This is a genomic window from Flavobacterium frigoris PS1 (genome assembly GCF_000252125.1).
GTDB classification, from domain to species: Bacteria; Bacteroidota; Bacteroidia; order Flavobacteriales; family Flavobacteriaceae; genus Flavobacterium; species Flavobacterium frigoris_A.
Genome location: NZ_AHKF01000008.1, coordinates 98,317 through 116,671 on the forward strand (window position 1 = coordinate 98,317; position 18,355 = coordinate 116,671).

Sequence of the window (18,355 nt, forward strand, 5' to 3'; positions counted from 1 at the left end):
CAAAACATCATGAATATATTAAAAAACAATATCAATAAAATACTTCTGGGAGTTTTTATGATAACCATAGTAAGCTCTTGTGACAATAATGGTTATGATGATTATGCAAAAGAAGAAACACCATCAATCGAAATGAATGGTGAGTGGTATATCGATATCAGCGATGCATCAGGAGTTTTAGTTCAACATTCTCATCATGTTACTTATGACACAAATGATGGGAACAATACTATGTACATAAACGACAATAAAGATGGATGGTATTTAAAAGGAAAGTTAAACGTAGATACTAGTAACTTAACTTTTAGTGTAGCTAACGAAGACAATTTACTTGATCCGGGATCTACTTTTACAATTACCGAAGGAAAGATCTTAAAAAACGCAGCACACTCTAAAGGTGGAAACGTTACTGATAGTATCTATTTTAAGGGAGAATTCAGTTACGACCCAGGAAACATATTAATTTTTTCTGGTCATAAAAGAACAGGTTTCTTAGAAGACAACTACTAATATTTTAATATCAAGATTATTCAAACCACTTCGTTTATTCGGAGTGGTTTTTTTTATATATTTGCAGCATGGAAAAAGAACATCAAATATTTGGGATTAGAGCAATTATCGAAGCTATTCAAGCAGGCGCAACAGTAGACAAAGTGTACATTCAAAAGGAAGCGAGCAGCGAACTAATGAAAGACTTAATGAAAGTGATGAAGCGTGGTAATATAAACTTCTCCTATGTTCCAGTTGAAAAACTAAACCGTTTAACACCAAATAATCATCAAGGTGCGGTGGCGACCATCTCCCCTATCTCCTTTTTTGATTTAGAAACTTTGATAGAGTCGGTATTAGAAAATGGAAAAAAACCATTGTTTTTAGTTTTAGATCAAATTTCTGATGCTCGTAATTTTGGAGCTATAATTAGAACCGCTGAATGTACTGGCGTAAATGGTATTATAGTTCAAAAAGCAGGTTCTGCACCCGTAAACGGAGATACGGTAAAGACTTCAGCAGGGGCTGTTTTCAACATTCCTATCTGTAAAGTAGAACATATTAAAGACGCCATTTTCCTTTTGCAAGCCAGCGGAATTAAAACCGTCGCTGCTACAGAAAAAACGGATAAAAATATTTACGATATCGAATTAAAAGAAGGAGTGGCTATTATTATGGGATCAGAAGACCGTGGAGTCAACCCTTCAGTTCTTAAAATCGTTGACGAAAAAGCGAAACTTCCTATGTTTGGATCAATAGGATCATTGAACGTATCAGTTGCTTGTGGTGCTTTTTTATACGAAGCAGTACGACAAAGGGGGTAATATTCTCACAAACAAAATATTCTTAAGGGATTGAACAACTTCTTCGTTGTTCAATCCCTTTTTTTGGTAACATCGATACAATACAAAACCTTTTTTTTAACATAAAACCTATAAAATATATTAATTAATCCACAACTATTTTCGTGAAACAGAATTTAAAATGTTAAAATTTAGCACTTTAACTATTTAAACAAGAATTTCTATTTTCAAAAAAATTTACGACAAATTGAACGAAAAAATAAATAAAACTCACAATAACAGCCACTTACAGCCATTCCTACGTACTACTGCATAAAAAAAATCGTACAGCATATATAACAATAATTTAAATATTACAACAATTGAATTAATAGCAAAATTAAATATTACGTAAGATATTTGTCATGATCACATCCCTAATTAAATACGAACACTCTATAGAAACGAATAATCTAAAAAATATTAAAATTGAAGAGATACAAAAGCACAATTAATTACATCTGCTAAGATATAAGCTAATAATACTAAATATTAGATAGCCCCAGCGAAACTTTGAAGCGCTTTACACTAATAGTGAAATCAGTTTACGGTTAATTTCTACCATAAACCATCACTACTTTTTTTTAAAAATTTTATTTTAGTATTAAAACCATCAATTCAAACTGATGGTTTTTTTTATTTTCCTAAGCTTATGAAAAGTCATAAATAACACAATTCACTATTCAAATCCAGACAGCAAATTTTAAAAATTATAAATATTTTATCATTGCATCCAGATGGAATCGAAAACGTAACGAGCAAAGATAAAAAGTCTGTAATATAAATCTAAAACGAACTGCGTCACTATCTATAACACCTGAAGACCAAACCTATCATCTTAGAATTGACATATAATTAATAAGAAAAAATGCTGAATTTGAGTCAAAAAGGATTTTTGAACAGATTGACAACATAAGATGCTCTTCTTAGCACTTTGTACAACAAATCTAGGACTACTTGCACCTACACTATTGTAATAAATCATATTATTTCAACCACTTTAAAATCAAACTTTAACAACTAAAACCACTAAATTATATATGTTTACGAGGTTTTTTCTTATAATATCTAAATCTACGTAAGTTTTTTTTATAACAACTTCACCTGACGATGTTAAAATTTACAATTTTTAACATACTCACTTCACGTAGCTTCTTCACAAAAACTGGAATTACATTAAAAAAGAGGGCTGATAAATTGAAAAAAAAACAATTAACACCCACAAATACAGATGATTATGAATTTAGAAAAAACAAATCTTAAAACATACACAATATGGTATATATGAAAATAATTTTTATTTTACAACAAATAAAAACACAACAATATTAACATTAAGTTATGATATTTGTTGAACTAATCGAAAATATTTAACAATGAAACCAAAGTTTAATCAAATTTTAATGCTGGTACTAGCATTAATTACGCAAATTACATTTGCGCAAGACAGAAGTGTTAGTGGTACCGTGTCTGACAATTCAGGTAAGCCACTACCTGGAGTAAGTGTTGTGGTAAAGGGTACCCAAAACAGTACCCAAACAGATTTTGACGGAAAATATTCTATCAAAGTATCGCCTACGGCAGTTTTATCGTTCTCTTACATTGGGACTGAAAAACAAGAAATTAAAGCAAACTCAACAACCATCAACGTTAAATTAAAAGACGCATCACAAAATCTTCAAGAAGTGGTTGTAATTGGTTATGGCGTTCAGAAAAAGAAAGACCTGACAAGTGCACAATCTTCCGTTAAAGGTAAAGATATTGAAGGGCTTGTGACCCCTAGTTTTGAAAGCCAATTAGCAGGTAGAGCATCAGGTGTACAAGTGACATCTTCAACTGGAATACTTGGGGAAGCTCCTAAAGTAAGGATTAGAGGTACAGCTTCAATATCATCCGGAACAAACCCACTATACGTGGTAGATGGCATGCCAATGTATTCAGGAGATATCGGAGGATACGCTAATACAAATGCACTTGGAGACATCAACCCAAATGACATTGAGTCATTTGAAATTTTAAAGGACGGTGCAGCGACAGCTATTTATGGTTCTCGTGCCGCAAATGGAGTCATTCTTATCACCACCAAAAAAGGTAAAAAAGGAGCAATGAAAGTGGCCTACAATGTAGTGACAGGTTTTGCATCGGCAACTAAAACGCATGACCTACTAAAAACCGAAGACTTTTTAGTAATCGCTAATGAAAAAAGAACAAACAGAGCACAAACTCCTTGGGCAGCAGGAAATGAATTTGATATTGACTGGCAGAAAGCGGTTCTTAATCAAAGTGCCTTTCAAATGGACCACAATCTTTCTTTTAGCGGTGGTTCAGACAAAACGAGATATTTCATGTCTATGGGCTATACTACTCAAGAAGGTGTAGCTAAAGCTAATGAAATGCAAAGAATAACTTTGAGAACTAGTTTAGAGCATGATATAAATAATTGGCTTACCGTGGGTGGGTCTGTAGCAATTACAAGAACTCAATATGATGGATTAAACACCGGGAGAAACTCCTTATCTGGAAACATCTTCAATGCTATTAGACAACTTCCAAACAATCCTATTTATGACGCTACAAATCCAACAGGATACAACATTAACTTAGCAACAGGTAACGTAGGACAAGGAACAAATTTACAACCAGTAGGTGACAACATTTCTAATATTGTTTATGTTTTAGACAACAATAAATACAAGTCTAAAATCAACAGAATGTTAGTAAACACTTTTGCAACAGCAAAAATCACAAAAGACCTTAGCTACAAGTTTCAAGCTAGTGCTGACAACCCTATTACTTCAGGTTTCTTATATTGGAACCCAATACACGGAGATGGTAGAGGATCTTTAGGAAGATTACAAAATGACAACACTGAATTGTTAAGATGGAATATTCAAAACATCCTATCTTACAATAAAACATTCCTTGAAAAACACAATGTATCAGCTACTGCTGTTGCCGAGTTTCAGAAAGAAAAAAACGAACGCTTCTTTGGAAACGGAACTAACTTGTTAGACACCTTTTACAACCAAAACCTAGTAACTGGAGCTTATGGAATTCAAGAATCTGGAGGTTCTGTAACTGAAGTAGGTATCGTATCTTACATTGGAAGACTTGCTTACAATTATGATGAAAGATACTTTCTAGGTGCTTCGATAAGAAGAGATGGATTATCTAAATTAGACCCAAGCCAAAGATGGAATAACTTTACTGGATATTCAGCTGCTTGGAATATCGCAAACGAAGGATTTATGAAAGGAATTTCAAATACCGTTAATGATTTTAAAGTTAGAGCTTCTTATTCAGAAGTTGGTAACACCGAAATTGGATCATATCCCTATTTAGGATTAACATCAGCATCTAAATATGGTGATAACAACGGTATTGCATTCACACAATTTGGTAATAATATTTTACAATGGGAAACTAGTAAAAAAACAGATTTTGGTGTAGATTTAGCTTTATTTAACAATAAGTTAAAAATAGGATTCGATTATTTTAAAAATGACATCGATGGACTTGTATTAAGCGAACCAACCGCACCATCATTAGGAATACCTAGTAATAGAATCACAAAAAACGTAGGGTCATTATACAACAAAGGATATGAATTCTCTGCTGATTACACTATCGTTAACACAGGAGACTTAAGAATTAATGTAGGTGCAAACTTAACATTACAAACTAACGAAGTAACATCATTACCAAATGGTGGAGCTGACTTAATAGGTGGATCTTCAACAGACGTAAACATATCTCCAAATATTATTATTAGAGAAGGTGAATCTGTGAACTCACTATACGGTTTTGAATATTGGGGTGTAAATCCAGCAAACGGAAATCCTGTTTACTATAAAGCAGATGGAACATTAGTACAAGGACTTCCTGTTACAGGAACATACAAAGTATTTGACCCAAACAATGGAGCTGATGTTTCAGTTGCTGGTACATTGGCTGCAACTGACAAAAAAGTATTAGGAGGAACATTACCAACTTATTTTGGTGGATTTAACTCTAAAATCACCTATAAAAACATAGACTTCGGATTTTTAGTGAGATTTAGCGGCGGTAATAAATTATTCAACTCAACTAGAAGAGATTTAGTCACACAAAATTTAAATAACAACGGAACTGAGATATTGGGAAGATGGCAAAGTGTTGAAAATCCTGGCGATGGGTGGACGCCACGACTTTATGCTGGTACAAACACCTTCTTAAACCAGTCAAGTAATGCTACTACCCGATTTGTAGAGAACGGCGACTTTATTAGCTTAGACAATGTTACTTTAGGATATAGTCTTCCAAAATCATTACTTGCAAAAGCAAACTTATCAAACGTTAGATTTTTTGTTCAAGGTCAAAACCTAGTAATTATTACTAAGTACAAAGGTTTAAATCCAGAAATGGAAACTTTCGGTGTCGATTTGAACGGTACACCACGTGCAAAAGTTATCTCAATGGGTATTAACGTAAACTTATAAAAAAATGAAAATCTTATTAAAAATTATAGCAGGAGGAATACTTGTATTCGGAATGAATTCATGTAATGAAGATACCATATTGGATTTAACTCCGATAAACAACATCTCCATTGATGCGGCTTTTTCTTCGCCGTCTTTAATTGAAAGCTCAATTAACGGTATGTATAATGCGGCAGCAATAGGACAGTACAACAGTACCGATCCAAATGCAGGTCGAGGATATGTATGGGGAGCTGCATTTGTACAACAAAACGAAGCAAGAGGAGAAGATGCTGTTAACACACAAACTTTTTACCAACTTACTTACCAATCTACTTATGATGCAGGAACTGCTAATAACGTGTATTACTGGATTGATGGATATCGTTTGATAAACAGATGTAACTTAGTAATTGACGGAGTAACTGGAGCTGTTGCCAAAGGAATCATTACTCAGGCTGTTGCTAACGATTATATTGGACAAGCAAAATTTTTACGAGCAATCACGCATTTCGAGTTGCTCGCACAATTTGCAAGGCCTTATAACTTCAGTGTTGGAGCTACACACCTAGGAATTCCTTATAGAGAAATAGGCATTGATACTCAAGCAGAAATTGATTCAGAACTACTAAAACCTCGTAACACGGTGGCGGAATGTTATACAAAAATAATTGCTGATTTAAATGACGCAGAAACTTTGATCACTAATACTACACTTACAAAAGCATCTAAAAAAGCTGCAATTGCGTTCAAAACAAGAGTGTACCTACACAAAAGAGATTGGGATAACGTTATTAATGAAGGCCTTAAATTAAATGGTGGATATACCTTAACTGCTACACCTAGTGGTCCATTTGCAAATAGTTATTCAAATACTGAATCTATATTTTCAATCCTACATTCTTCAACTTTGAACCCTGGTGTAAATGCCGCTCTTGCTTCTCAATTCAAAAGAAGACTCTTAATTGGTATTAGTCCTATTATCTGGAGAGATCCAAGTTGGTTAGTAGATGACAAACGTAGAGATGAGACTCCAGCTACTGGTATGGTCTTTACGAGTGGAGGTGTTAAGTATACAAACAAATATAGAGACGACGTTAATTATACCGATGCAGCTCCTATTATTAGATACGCAGAAGTAGTCCTTAACATGGCTGAGGCTTATGCACGTAAATCCACTCCAGATTTAACTTCTGCCCTAACAAGACTTAACAGTGTTAGAAACAGATCTCTAGCATTACCACTAACTCAAGCATATACTGCATTAAGTTTTCCAACAGCAAAAACAATGGTTGGAGCTATTTTAAAAGAACGCAGAATTGAATTTTTATTGGAAGGACGTCGTTGGAACGACATCATCAGATTACAAAATGACGATATGTTTCCTATTGACGGTATACCTGCAAAGGTAGCCAGTGGAAACCCAGCTGCATCTGCTTATACTCTAGGAACTCCTTACACAGGACCTTACGGTGAAGCAGCAATACCAAGCTCTGATAAAAGAGTTCTATGGCCTATACCCTTGTTAGAAACCACTAACAATCCAACGTTATTAGCTCAACAAAACCCAGGCTGGTAATTAACCATAATCAATAATACTGAACCGTCTAAATTAATTTTTAGGCGGTTTTTTTTTCATACCTAAAATAATTAAAGATTATAGCCCTCTGTAATCTGATGTACTACTAAAAAAACCTAAACGAGTCAAATCAGTATTGCTAATCAGGCATTACTATTTTTTAGTGCCCCCTTCCACTCCTATTCACGATTCTGATTCTGACTCTAAATCAATATTTGCAACATGGCTATAATTTAAGTCTGCTGCATAGCTCAAGGTACTACTTGATGTAAAATACGGCAGTTCCGATTCCTCCTCAACTACAGGAGGCAAATTCACAAAATTGCCGTTTTCATCAAAACGTTGCATAAATTTATCTTTAGCAGCTACAAAATCAGGCTTTTCCCAATCGTATTTTACTTCCTTTTTATATTCGGGAGTTTTGTAAATAAACGAAAGAACAAAACCGGTTACCAATCCTGCCAAATGTCCTTCCCACGAAATGGAATTATCCACTTCTGGAAAAACATACCAGAGCATCCCTCCATACAACATAATCACTGTTAACGACAGCGCAATTAGACGGTAATATTTTGTAAATAGCCCTTTAAAAAAAATAAAACTGACTAGAACATAAATCAACCCACTGGCTCCTATATGGTAATTTTCTCTTCCAATAATCCATGTTAACAGTCCAGAAAACAAAATGCCATAACCGATAACATAAAAAGATTGTTTAGCATAAAAAAACTGCAATGCCGCTAATAGAGCCAACAAAGGAATCGAGTTGTTGTAAAGGTGACTGATATCTGAATGTATAAATGGGCTAAAGATAATTCCCTGTAATCCAGAAACAGTTCGTGGCAATATACCATTGACATCGAAGTCAAAACCAAATCGAACTTCTAACCAATAGATAAACCACAAAAACAATACAAAAAAGAGCGGCAGGCCTACGACAGAGTTGCTGAATTTAAAATGTTTGTCCATTAGTCTAAGTTTTGAATTTTGGTTAGCTCACATATTTACAAAGAAACTACCTCAAAAATTTATCCATATGCAATTTAATGCTATTTTGTCAGTTCCAATAAATAGTTGTTGTAAAAAAAACTAGCCCAGATAGAAGTGAAAATCCTTTTTACTTCATTTTTTTAAAATGAAATAAAAAGATTGCAACGGATAGCTGGAATTGGCTCCAAGAAAAAAGAAACCTATATTAAAAAGTAGAACGCAAAAAATTGAGTAATTTTACATTTCTTAAACTGAATTTAAGATGATGATTAATGAATATTAAATTCAGATGCATAAAAACAAATGGAAGCACCTTTAGCAGAACGCATACGCCCACAGAAACTAGAAGACTACATCAGTCAAGCTCATCTTATAGGCCCTAACGGATCATTGACTCAACAAATCGCAAAAGGGATTATCCCTTCATTGATATTGTGGGGACCGCCAGGAACAGGAAAAACCACTTTAGCACAAATTATTGCCCAAGAATCAAAACGGCCGTTTTATATTTTGAGCGCGATCAATTCCGGAGTGAAGGACATTCGTGACGTTATTGAAAAAGCAAAACAAAGCGGAGGGCTTTTTACAGCCAAAAACCCAATTTTATTTATTGATGAAATCCATAGATTTAGCAAATCGCAACAAGATTCCTTATTAGCTGCTGTAGAAAAAGGATGGATTACACTAATTGGAGCTACTACAGAAAACCCCAGTTTTGAAGTAATTCCCGCTTTACTATCGCGTTGTCAAGTTTATATTTTAAATGCGTTTACAAAATCAGATTTGGAATCTCTTTTGCAACGCGCTTTGAAAACAGACACTTTTTTATCGACAAAAAATATTGAATTAAAGGAGACAGAAGCTTTATTGCGTCTTTCTGGAGGAGATGGACGCAAACTATTGAATATTTTTGAACTTGTCATAAACGCCGCTGCTGAAGACGAAATTGTAATCACTAATGATAGAGTTTTTCAACTAGTGCAGCAAAATACAGTACTATACGACAAAAGTGGCGAGCAGCATTATGATATCGTTTCGGCATTTATAAAATCGATCCGAGGAAGTGATCCCAATGGAGCCGTATACTGGCTAGCCCGAATGATTGAAGGTGGCGAAGATGTGAAATTCATTGCTAGACGCATGCTAATCCTCTCGAGTGAAGATATTGGCAATGCTAACCCAACGGCCTTCATAATGGCCAACAATACCTTTCAGGCTGTTACCACGATAGGTTATCCGGAAAGCAGAATTATATTAAGTCAATGCGCCATCTATTTAGCAACCTCTCCTAAAAGTAACGCTTCTTACATGGCAATTGGGACTGCCCAACAATTAGTGAAACAAACGGGGGATTTGTCTGTTCCGATACATTTACGCAATGCACCCACTAAGTTGATGAAAGAATTAGGCTATGGTGATGAGTACAAATACTCACATGATTATGCCAATAATTTTGCAGAACAAGAATTCCTTCCTAAGGAACTAAGTAATAAAGCAATTTATGTTCCAGGAAGTAATTCACGGGAAAATACGACACGGGAATTCCTAAAAAACCGTTGGAAAAATAAATATGGTTATTAACCAATAAAAAAGCAGCTTATCCATAATAGACAAGCTGCTTCTTTATTGTTTATTCGCTTTAAACTAAAACTTAACATCTATTTTTTCAGAAAACAAGGTTCCATTTTTGTAATATTCAAAAAACCAAACTCCCTCTTTTAATACTAATACGCCGTTATTACCGTCTTTTTCAGCAATGAAATTAGATTCATTTGAGGTCTTGTAAACCTTCATCACCACTTTTGGCGTAGTGTCGACCAACTGATATCCATTTGCTATTGGTTGTGCATACAAAGCACCGGAACTTTGAACTGCAACCTTTGGTGCAACTACAGCAGTCGGCGTCACTTTATTTGCAACAGCAGCTACCTCTTTTACCTCAACCGTAGTAGATTGCTCCTTAACAGGAGCTGCAGCATTTTTCATCTCTTTTACTGCCCCTGCATATTGATAACCCAAGCTTCCTATTGAAACAAAAGCCTTATCTAAAGCCTCACTATAAGCAAGTTGATAATCCTTTTCTTTACTAATTCCCGTTTCAGATTCATAAATAACTTTGCCATAACAATCTTTTAAAACAGCATGTAATTTTGTTGTCAAAAAAGACTTTTCTTTGATTACATCAAAATACATTAAATCACATCTTTCTGTAGTAACAGCTAAGTGTTCATTTTCATAGTAAGCCTCAAAACCTGCTTTATTAAGGTTGAACTTAGACAGAGTAGCTAAACGATATTGATTATCTGTTCGCATAAACTCATATTTTAAAGGAATAATTACATACTTGTAATTATTAATCGATTGTGAGAAACCGTATGTAGAGATCAATGCAACCAGTAATAATAGTACTTTTTTCATAATTTATAAATAATTTTTTAATTCTAATAAATGGTTAATTTGTTTTATGTGCTTCCCAACAGGACTAGGTGTTTCATTAAAAAAAATGGCATCTAATCCAATATCTAAAGCGCCCTGTACATCCGCTTCGATCGAATCACCTATCATAATACTATTTTCTTTTTTGGCCTTGGCTAAATCTAACGCATACTCAAAAATGATAGGGTTGGGTTTCTTAACTCCCGCCATTTCTGAATTAGTAACGGTATGAAAATAATTAACCAATTTTGAATTACTAATCTTTCTATGCTGAACATCAGCAAAACCATTAGTAATGATATGAAGCTTGTACTTTTGATTTAAATAATCCAAAATTTCAAAAGCGCCATCAAAAAGATGATTGTTATCCGGTAAATATTGAATGTATTCATCAGCAATCAAATCGATGTCTTTATCTGATATATCATAATCCAATGCATCGAATGACTGTTTCAATCTGTTATAACGTAATTCTTGATGTGAAATTTTATCGTATTGGAACAATTTCCAACATGCTTGATTTATTGGCACATATTTCCCTATAAAAGTCTTTATTTCAATTGCAGGATGGCTTTTACTAAATATCTTTTCAAAAGTGATTTCTGAATTTTTATCAAAATCCCAAAGGGTATGATCTAAATCAAAAAAAACATCTTTTATATTATCAATCTTCATTATACTTTTAATTTACTATTAAAAAATTCCTTCATCAACAAAACTATAATAACTGGTTTCTGTAACAATCAAATGATCTAAAACTTTAATTTCTAAGCTGTCACCGGCTATTTTTAATTTTTTGGTTATTTGTTTGTCAGCATCACTGGGAATCAATGTTCCTGACGGATGGTTGTGGCATAAAATTAAAGCTGTGGCGCCTATTTCAAGTGCATTTTTAAAGACCAATCGCACATCAACCAAAGTGCCGGTTATTCCTCCTTTACTTAATTGTGATTTTGAAAGCACTTTATTAGAATTATTCAAATAAACGATCCAGAATTCCTCGTGCGGTAACTCTCCAATGATAGGCTGCATCAATTCAAATATCGCTTTGCTAGAAGTGATTTTAATCAACTCAACAGCATCTTCAGTTCTTCGGCGCCTTCCTAACTCGAGAGCAGCAATAATGGAGATGGCCTTAGCCTCTCCTATTCCTTTGAACTCCATCAATTGAGAAATTGTCAACTTACCCAAAGCATTCAGGTTATTACTTACACTCTTCAAAATCCGCTTACTTAATTCAACTGCCGATTCATTTCGGCTTCCCGAACCAATCAAAATAGCAATCAATTCAGCGTCACTTAATGCGCTTTTGCCTTTAAGCATTAGTTTTTCACGTGGCTTGTCGTCTTCGGACCAATGGGTAATGGGAAAGTTATTTTGTTCCACGTTTCAAGATTTAAATTAATCCAACTGCCAACGCTAATTATTACTTTAAGTCCAATATCACAACTGAATTTAAATGTGTTTTCTCATACAAATACTATTTTCCAACCCAATATAAGGCGCATAATTGTCAGTGATCACATAGCCCACTTTTTGATACATCTTAATCGCCGCTTTTTGTTTGTATAACGTCTCCAAAACAGCAAACGAAAATTCCTTTTCCTTAGCCCAAGACTCCAATTCCTGTAACATATTCTGAGCCAATCCTTTTCCTCTTTCTTCAACCGAAACAAACATACGTTTTATTTCGATTGTATCTTTATTATATTTCTTAAAGCAAGCGCAAGCAACAGCCACGTCATTAACATAAACTATTACCACATTAGGATTCAACTCGATGATGTTATTCCCCCAATAATTCGATTTTAATTCAGGATATGCCTCCCACAAACTCTTATCCAAAGCACCAACTAAGGCAATAAAATCTTTATTCTCAGATGTCGTTTTTACGATTTTAATTTGATCTCCCATCGTATAGACTACTCAATTATTTTTTTAACCTCATCAAAATTCAAACCGCCATAATTACCAGAACTCATCAATAACAAAGCTGAATTATCAAAATTTAAATTAAATAAGTATTCTTTGAACTCTATTGGATTCGTATATATAATTAAATCTTTTCGGTTAAAAGCATTCGCAATTTGCTCATAGCTCACCTCTTCCAATTGTTTTATTTTGACAGCATCTGGTGAGTAAAAAACCACGGCTACGTCAGCATATTCTAATGCACCTTCGTATTCTTTTAGGAATTCGGCATTCAAACTACTGTACGTATGCAACTCTAAACAGGCCACCAAAGTGCGATCTGGGTATTGTTCTTTTACGGCTTTTGTAGTGGCTGCAACTTTGCTAGGAGAATGCGCAAAATCTTTATATGCTACTTTATTTTCACCTTCGGCAATTTTTTCTAATCGTTTTGATGCTCCTTTAAAGCTGGCAATAGCTTCATAAAAATCGGCTTCATCGACTCCCATGTTTTGGCAAATCCATTTGGCTCCAGCCAAATTATTCAAATTATGCGCTCCAAAAACTTCAATAGGCATATCTCCTTCAGGAGTTTCTAATAACGTCGTTCCATTTTCGACCTTATAATTAGGTGTCTGATACGCTAACTTTCGAATTGGATTCGTAGCTGCTTCAGCAACACGCTTTACTTCAGCATCATCTTCATTGTAAACGAGAATTCCCCCATTGGTAATTTTACCAATAAAAATTTCAAATTGCTCTACGTAATTTTCATACGTTGGAAAAACATTGATATGATCCCAAGCAATACCAGATAGTAAAGCAATATTAGGTTGGTACAAATGAAATTTAGGCCTTCTATCTATAGGCGACGATAAATACTCATCTCCTTCCAAGACAATAAAATCATTCTCCTCTGTAAGATGAACCATAGTATCAAAGCCTTCTAACTGTGCTCCCACCATATAATCCACTGCAATGTCATGGTAATGCATTACATGGAGAATCATAGATGTAATAGTTGTCTTACCATGTGAACCTCCAATAACTACTCTTGTTTTATTTTTGGACTGTTCGTATAAAAACTCAGGGTAAGAATAAATTTTCAAACCTAATTCCTGCGCTTTCAACAATTCTGGATTATCTGCTTTTGCATGCATTCCTAAAATCACTGCTTCAATATCAGCTGTGATTTTTTCAGGAAACCAACCTAGTTCAGCTGGTAAAATTCCTTTTTTATCTAACCTTGATTTTGACGGCTCAAATATAGCATCATCACTTCCCGTTACCTGATACCCTTTATTGTGCAATGCTAATGCTAAATTATGCATTGCACTTCCTCCTATTGCGATGAAGTGTGTTTTCATTTTATTGTTCTATTATGCGTTTATAGGTTGAATTGATTAACCGCGACAGCGATTATCTATTTGCTTTTTTTTCTAAATTCTTCTAAGACCATTCTAGCCCGCTCCGGTTGATTCATTTTATTCTTATATAAGTCAGCTAACATTTGATAACCTACCTTAGAATAACCCGCTGAGATTCCTTTTTTATACTGTTGCTCGGCTGTTGCATATCGCTTAAAATACTCTTCAATATGTCCGCGAGACAAATAACCATCAACTGCAGACAGCTTCAGTAGTTCATTTGAATACCTTATCGCTTTTGTTTCGCTCCCTCCCACAATTCCAGGAAGCTTTAGATACAGTTCAATTAAAGCCCATCTAGAATCAATGTGCCCCGAATCTAATTCTATCGCTTTTTCAAAAGCTTCTTTGATTTCATCAATCATTCCTAGGGCCCTGAACTTATTTACTTCCAAAGCATGCATCCCCTTCGCTCCTCCGTACTTATAAAAATAATCAGCTTCAGAAGGCTTCAACTCTATTAACTTTTTATAATAACTTATTGATTCCTCCCATGACTTATTATTTCCTGCAATATCCCCCAAATTTTCAATGATTTTTAAATTAGACGGATTAGATTTTAATAGTGATTCAAAGATAGGTTTTGACTGTTCATATTTACCGTCGTCAAACAGCTTCTGTGCTTTATCAAAACTTGATTGGGCCAGCATCATCAATGGAAATATCAAACAAATAATTAAGGTATGTTTCATTTTTCAAAAATAAGGAAATTTTAAAGGAATAGAAAAGATTTTTATTTAACATTAGAACTTAAAACCATCGATTAGAATTGAAATTATAATGTATTAGAAAACTTTAAAACATTTTACCATAACATAGGACAATTACTTTTGTAGTAAACAAACCCGGAAAAACTAAACTATTATTTAAAACGAGATGATCCTCAACTCATTAAACAAATAGCATATATGAAAATATTTTATGCGATACAAGCCACCGGAAACGGACATATCAGTAGAGCCATGCAACTTTATCCTTATTTGCAAAAATTCGGGACTATCGATTTTTTTTTAAGCGGAAACAATGCCAGCCTTGATATAAAACTACCTGTAAAGTTTAAAAGCAAAGGATGCAGCCTTCATTATAGTAAATGCGGCGGACTCGACTATTGGAATATTGTCAAAAACATCAAACCACGCCAAATGTATAAAGATGCTGACGCATTACCATTGAAAAATTATGATGTAATAATTAATGATTTTGACTCAATTACATCGTTGGCCTGCAAATTACAAAATGTACAGTCAGTCCAATTTGGACATCAAGCCAGTTTTATCTCTGAACACACTCCAAGACCAGAAAAAAAAAGCTTTATGGGCGAAATGATTCTCAAACACTACGCCCCTTCACCTAAAAATATTGGCTTGCACTTTGAAAACTACGATAGCTTTATTCGCCCTCCTATCATCAAAGATCAAATTATAGAAGCTGAACCAAAAAATCTAGAACACATTACCGTATACCTCCCTTCATTTGACAAAGACTGCTTAGAGAAAGCGTTCAATAAAGTAAACCAAGTTCATTTTCATTGGTTTTTAAATGATGTAGAATCTCCATACACCATTAGAAATATTACCTACTATCCAGTCAATCAAAAAAAATTCAATAAAAGCTTAATCAACTGTGAAGGAATAATTACAGGCGGCGGATTTGAAACTCCTGCAGAAGCGCTTTATCTTAAAAAGAAAATTCTTAGCATACCTATTCGCAATCATTACGAACAAGAATGTAATGCCGCAGCTTTAAAAAAACTAGGCGTCCCTGTTGTTTATGATGTTGAAGACGACTTTAATTTAATTATCGAAAGCTGGCTCGACAAAGAGATCCTCTATCCTACAATAAAAGCTAATAATATCCCAGAAACACTTGAGTATTTATTTGACACCTACAAAGACTAAAACAATCTTAAATTTGGCACTTTTCAGGGGCTAACCCTCCAAAAAAGGGAGGGTCGGGCTATTTGTTACAATCTTTTTGAGTTAAAAAAACTCAAAAAAGGATTTCCACTACTATCCCTTATCCAAAAAACTAATCGGGATAAAATCACAATTCTTTCAACTAACAATAATTTGCCAAAACAGACCAAACAACAGCAGTTCTCTATTTTTTTATTAAATTAGCTTGCAATAGTAAAAAATAACACATGAAAACATTAAACGAATGGTTTGAAGAATACAGCGTAAGCCATAAAAATCGAACCAATAAAAAGATTCATTACATCTGTGTGCCTTTAATCTTTTTTTCGGTAGTTGGACTGTTTATGAGTATTCCAAGCCAAATTCTAAATCCACTCGCTTCAGTACATCCCGTTTTGGCTAATTGGGCTTTTATAGTTTTAGTTTTTATCCTGCTTTTTTATTTTAGATTATCAATAATAATGGGGTTAAAAATGCTTGTTTTTACTACAATTTGTCTGATTGGAAATTACATTATCGCTCAATCATTACCTTTATTATGGTTTTCTATTGCAGTATTTACTGTAGGCTGGATTGGTCAATTTTATGGACACAAGATTGAAGGTAAGAAGCCCTCTTTTATAAAAGATTTACAGTTTTTACTCATTGGACCAGCCTGGGTTATTCACTCCGTATTTCAGATGAATTAAAAACTATTTAATATCATAAAAAAAAAGCACCACCAGAGGAGCTGTTTTAACTAAATTAAACAGAGATTTGACTATTGGCGACCTAGTTACTGTACGATTAATTATTTCGACGAAAGAAGACATGGAGTCTGTAAATTTAAAAGACATCAGAGCATCTAGCCTTGAACCTGTGGATGTTTTATCTGGTACCAATACAAAGATCCCTTAGGTTTTTTACAAAAGTACTAAAGATACTGCCTTTGACAAAATTAATAAAGGTACTTACGTCTTAGAGTATGACATAAGGGTAAATAACAAAAGAAGTTTTTCTAACGGAATTACGACAATACAAAGTATGTATGATCCTGAATTATGAGCCACAGCAATGGAATCCAAATAAAAGTGGAGAACTAAATTAATCGAAAAGCAAAAAACCGTTTCAATTACTTGAAACGGTTTTTCTATTTTAATAAAATCTAAACCACTATTTAGTCATTCAACATTTTCCATAGTTTATCTTTCAACTCTGTTAACCCTTGTTGAGCTACAGATGAAATAAACATATAAGGAATCCCTTTAAAGGAAACATCCAATTCTTCTTTTAGTTCTGCTCTCAGTTCATCATCTAGCATATCACATTTTGATATTACCAATAGACGTTCTTTATCCAACATTTCTGGGTTATATTTTGTCAACTCGTTTACCAAAATATCATATTCTCCTTTGATATCCGGAGTATCAACAGGCACAAGAAACAATAAGGTTGAGTTACGCTCAATATGACGCAAGAAATAATGCCCCAATCCTTTTCCTTCAGCAGCACCTTCAATGATTCCAGGAATATCAGCAATTACAAAAGATTGAAAATCTCTGTATGCAACAATCCCAAGATTTGGCTTAAGCGTTGTAAACGGATAATCTGCGATTTTTGGTTTAGCAGAAGTCAATACAGATAGCAATGTCGATTTTCCTGCATTAGGAAATCCAACTAAACCTACATCAGCCAAAACCTTAAGTTCTAGAATAACATCCATTTCAGTTCCAGGCAATCCCGGTTGCGAATATCTTGGAGTTTGATTTGTAGAACTTCTAAAGTGCCAGTTTCCTAATCCACCTTTACCACCTCTGGAAAGAATTTGCTTTTCACCATTTTCAGTGATTTCAAATAATATTTCGCCAGTTTCTTTATCTCTAACAACAGTTCCTAAAGGTACTTCAATAAACTTGTCATCTCCATCAGCCCCAGTACTCCTGTCACCACCACCATCACCACCGTATCCAGCTTTAATGTGACGGGCAAATTTCAGGTGAAACAAGGTCCAAAGCCCTTTATTTCCCACAAGATAAACGTGTCCACCACGTCCACCATCTCCACCATCTGGGCCACCTTTTTCAATAAATTTCTCTCTGTGCAAATGCGTAGATCCTTTTCCTCCTTTTCCGGATGAAACAAATATTTTTACGTAATCTACGAAATTCCCTTCAGTCATAACTCTTTTCTTTTACTTCGACATTGATCTAAAATACCAAACAGCCACTTGCTGTTCTCCTCGTAATTTTAAATCCTCTGTACTCTTTTTTTTAGTATTCAATATTCAGTTGTCGTATTCAGCACTTTTTCTATACTTTAAATACGGCAA

The 18,355-nt window shown here is 34.3% G+C and carries 15 protein-coding genes and 1 pseudogene; 8 read left to right on the plus strand and 8 right to left on the minus strand.

What is annotated here, in order from left to right:
* The first annotated feature begins 9 nt into the window (after positions 1-9).
* The 4 genes from HJ01_RS01915 to HJ01_RS01930 all read left to right on the plus strand — a co-directional run bounded on the left by HJ01_RS01915 (position 10) and on the right by HJ01_RS01930 (position 7,367).
* Complete coding sequence (locus HJ01_RS01915) at positions 10-510, plus strand: lipid-binding protein (protein WP_007136577.1); 501 nt, start codon at positions 10-12, stop codon at positions 508-510.
* Positions 511-578: 68 nt separating this feature from the next.
* Complete coding sequence (gene rlmB / locus HJ01_RS01920) at positions 579-1,313, plus strand: 23S rRNA (guanosine(2251)-2'-O)-methyltransferase RlmB (RefSeq protein WP_007136578.1); 735 nt, start codon at positions 579-581, stop codon at positions 1,311-1,313.
* 1,394 nt (positions 1,314-2,707) lie between these two features.
* Positions 2,708-5,809 (plus strand): SusC/RagA family TonB-linked outer membrane protein, encoded by a 3,102-nt coding sequence (locus HJ01_RS01925; protein WP_040473604.1) that lies wholly within the window; start codon positions 2,708-2,710, stop codon positions 5,807-5,809.
* Between the two features lie 4 nt (positions 5,810-5,813).
* Positions 5,814-7,367, plus strand: coding sequence for a RagB/SusD family nutrient uptake outer membrane protein (locus tag HJ01_RS01930; RefSeq protein ID WP_007136581.1), 1,554 nt, complete (start codon positions 5,814-5,816; stop codon positions 7,365-7,367).
* Positions 7,368-7,550: 183 nt separating this feature from the next.
* Here the strand turns inward: HJ01_RS01930 and HJ01_RS01935 are convergent, their stop codons facing one another.
* Positions 7,551-8,336: a rhomboid family intramembrane serine protease gene (locus tag HJ01_RS01935; protein ID WP_007136582.1), complete on the minus strand. Its 786-nt coding sequence runs from the start codon at positions 8,334-8,336 to the stop codon at positions 7,551-7,553.
* A gap of 324 nt (positions 8,337-8,660) precedes the next feature.
* Here HJ01_RS01935 and HJ01_RS01940 point away from each other — a divergent pair, with 324 nt between their 5' ends.
* The gene (locus tag HJ01_RS01940; RefSeq protein ID WP_007136583.1) at positions 8,661-9,938 is read left to right on the plus strand and encodes a replication-associated recombination protein A; all 1,278 of its coding nucleotides are present in this window, start codon (positions 8,661-8,663) and stop codon (positions 9,936-9,938) included.
* 63 nt (positions 9,939-10,001) lie between these two features.
* On the opposite strand, the gene HJ01_RS01945 is transcribed toward HJ01_RS01940, so the two are convergent.
* From HJ01_RS01945 to HJ01_RS01970, 6 genes are all read right to left on the minus strand, one after another.
* The gene (locus HJ01_RS01945) at positions 10,002-10,775 is read right to left on the minus strand and encodes a hypothetical protein (protein WP_007136584.1); all 774 of its coding nucleotides are present in this window, start codon (positions 10,773-10,775) and stop codon (positions 10,002-10,004) included.
* A gap of 3 nt (positions 10,776-10,778) precedes the next feature.
* Complete coding sequence (locus HJ01_RS01950) at positions 10,779-11,468, minus strand: YjjG family noncanonical pyrimidine nucleotidase (RefSeq protein WP_007136585.1); 690 nt, start codon at positions 11,466-11,468, stop codon at positions 10,779-10,781.
* An 18-nt stretch (positions 11,469-11,486) separates the two neighbouring features.
* Complete coding sequence (radC, locus tag HJ01_RS01955; RefSeq protein ID WP_007136586.1) at positions 11,487-12,179, minus strand: RadC family protein; 693 nt, start codon at positions 12,177-12,179, stop codon at positions 11,487-11,489.
* A gap of 69 nt (positions 12,180-12,248) precedes the next feature.
* Complete coding sequence (locus tag HJ01_RS01960) at positions 12,249-12,707, minus strand: GNAT family N-acetyltransferase (protein ID WP_007136587.1); 459 nt, start codon at positions 12,705-12,707, stop codon at positions 12,249-12,251.
* Between the two features lie 8 nt (positions 12,708-12,715).
* Positions 12,716-14,071 (minus strand): UDP-N-acetylmuramate--L-alanine ligase, encoded by a 1,356-nt coding sequence (locus HJ01_RS01965; protein WP_007136588.1) that lies wholly within the window; start codon positions 14,069-14,071, stop codon positions 12,716-12,718.
* Between the two features lie 56 nt (positions 14,072-14,127).
* Positions 14,128-14,823, minus strand: a complete 696-nt coding sequence (locus tag HJ01_RS01970; protein ID WP_040473605.1) for a tetratricopeptide repeat protein — start codon at positions 14,821-14,823, stop codon at positions 14,128-14,130.
* Positions 14,824-15,039: 216 nt separating this feature from the next.
* Between HJ01_RS01970 and HJ01_RS01975 the strand changes: the two genes are divergently transcribed.
* The 3 genes and pseudogenes from HJ01_RS01975 to HJ01_RS18060 all read left to right on the plus strand — a co-directional run.
* Entirely contained in the window at positions 15,040-16,029 is a 990-nt protein-coding gene (locus tag HJ01_RS01975; RefSeq protein ID WP_007136591.1) for a glycosyltransferase family protein, read from the plus strand.
* Positions 16,030-16,274: 245 nt separating this feature from the next.
* A complete protein-coding gene (locus HJ01_RS01980) occupies positions 16,275-16,736 on the plus strand; it encodes a DUF962 domain-containing protein (RefSeq protein ID WP_007136592.1) in 462 nt (153 codons plus the stop codon).
* 55 nt (positions 16,737-16,791) lie between these two features.
* Positions 16,792-17,091 (plus strand): annotated as a pseudogene (locus HJ01_RS18060) (hypothetical protein); the annotation flags it as partial.
* 112 nt (positions 17,092-17,203) lie between these two features.
* Here HJ01_RS18060 and obgE read toward each other — a convergent pair.
* Positions 17,204-18,205 (minus strand): GTPase ObgE, encoded by a 1,002-nt coding sequence (gene obgE / locus HJ01_RS01985; protein WP_007136594.1) that lies wholly within the window; start codon positions 18,203-18,205, stop codon positions 17,204-17,206.
* Positions 18,206-18,355: the final 150 nt, after the last annotated feature.

What these genes read in the sequence shown, in the direction of transcription:
- HJ01_RS01950 (WP_007136585.1), bottom strand. Translation starts at nt 11,468, where the DNA reads ATGAAGATTGATAATATAAAAGATGTTTTTTTTGATTTAGATCATACC.
- rlmB (WP_007136578.1), top strand. Translation starts at nt 579, where the DNA reads ATGGAAAAAGAACATCAAATATTTGGGATTAGAGCAATTATCGAAGCT.
- HJ01_RS01935 (WP_007136582.1), bottom strand. Translation starts at nt 8,336, where the DNA reads ATGGACAAACATTTTAAATTCAGCAACTCTGTCGTAGGCCTGCCGCTC.
- obgE (WP_007136594.1), bottom strand. Translation starts at nt 18,205, where the DNA reads ATGACTGAAGGGAATTTCGTAGATTACGTAAAAATATTTGTTTCATCC.
- HJ01_RS01930 (WP_007136581.1), top strand. Translation starts at nt 5,814, where the DNA reads ATGAAAATCTTATTAAAAATTATAGCAGGAGGAATACTTGTATTCGGA.
- HJ01_RS01945 (WP_007136584.1), bottom strand. Translation starts at nt 10,775, where the DNA reads ATGAAAAAAGTACTATTATTACTGGTTGCATTGATCTCTACATACGGT.
- HJ01_RS01940 (WP_007136583.1), top strand. Translation starts at nt 8,661, where the DNA reads ATGGAAGCACCTTTAGCAGAACGCATACGCCCACAGAAACTAGAAGAC.
- HJ01_RS01960 (WP_007136587.1), bottom strand. Translation starts at nt 12,707, where the DNA reads ATGGGAGATCAAATTAAAATCGTAAAAACGACATCTGAGAATAAAGAT.
- HJ01_RS01965 (WP_007136588.1), bottom strand. Translation starts at nt 14,071, where the DNA reads ATGAAAACACACTTCATCGCAATAGGAGGAAGTGCAATGCATAATTTA.
- HJ01_RS01915 (WP_007136577.1), top strand. Translation starts at nt 10, where the DNA reads ATGAATATATTAAAAAACAATATCAATAAAATACTTCTGGGAGTTTTT.
- HJ01_RS01975 (WP_007136591.1), top strand. Translation starts at nt 15,040, where the DNA reads ATGAAAATATTTTATGCGATACAAGCCACCGGAAACGGACATATCAGT.
- HJ01_RS01980 (WP_007136592.1), top strand. Translation starts at nt 16,275, where the DNA reads ATGAAAACATTAAACGAATGGTTTGAAGAATACAGCGTAAGCCATAAA.
- HJ01_RS01970 (WP_040473605.1), bottom strand. Translation starts at nt 14,823, where the DNA reads ATGAAACATACCTTAATTATTTGTTTGATATTTCCATTGATGATGCTG.
- HJ01_RS01925 (WP_040473604.1), top strand. Translation starts at nt 2,708, where the DNA reads ATGAAACCAAAGTTTAATCAAATTTTAATGCTGGTACTAGCATTAATT.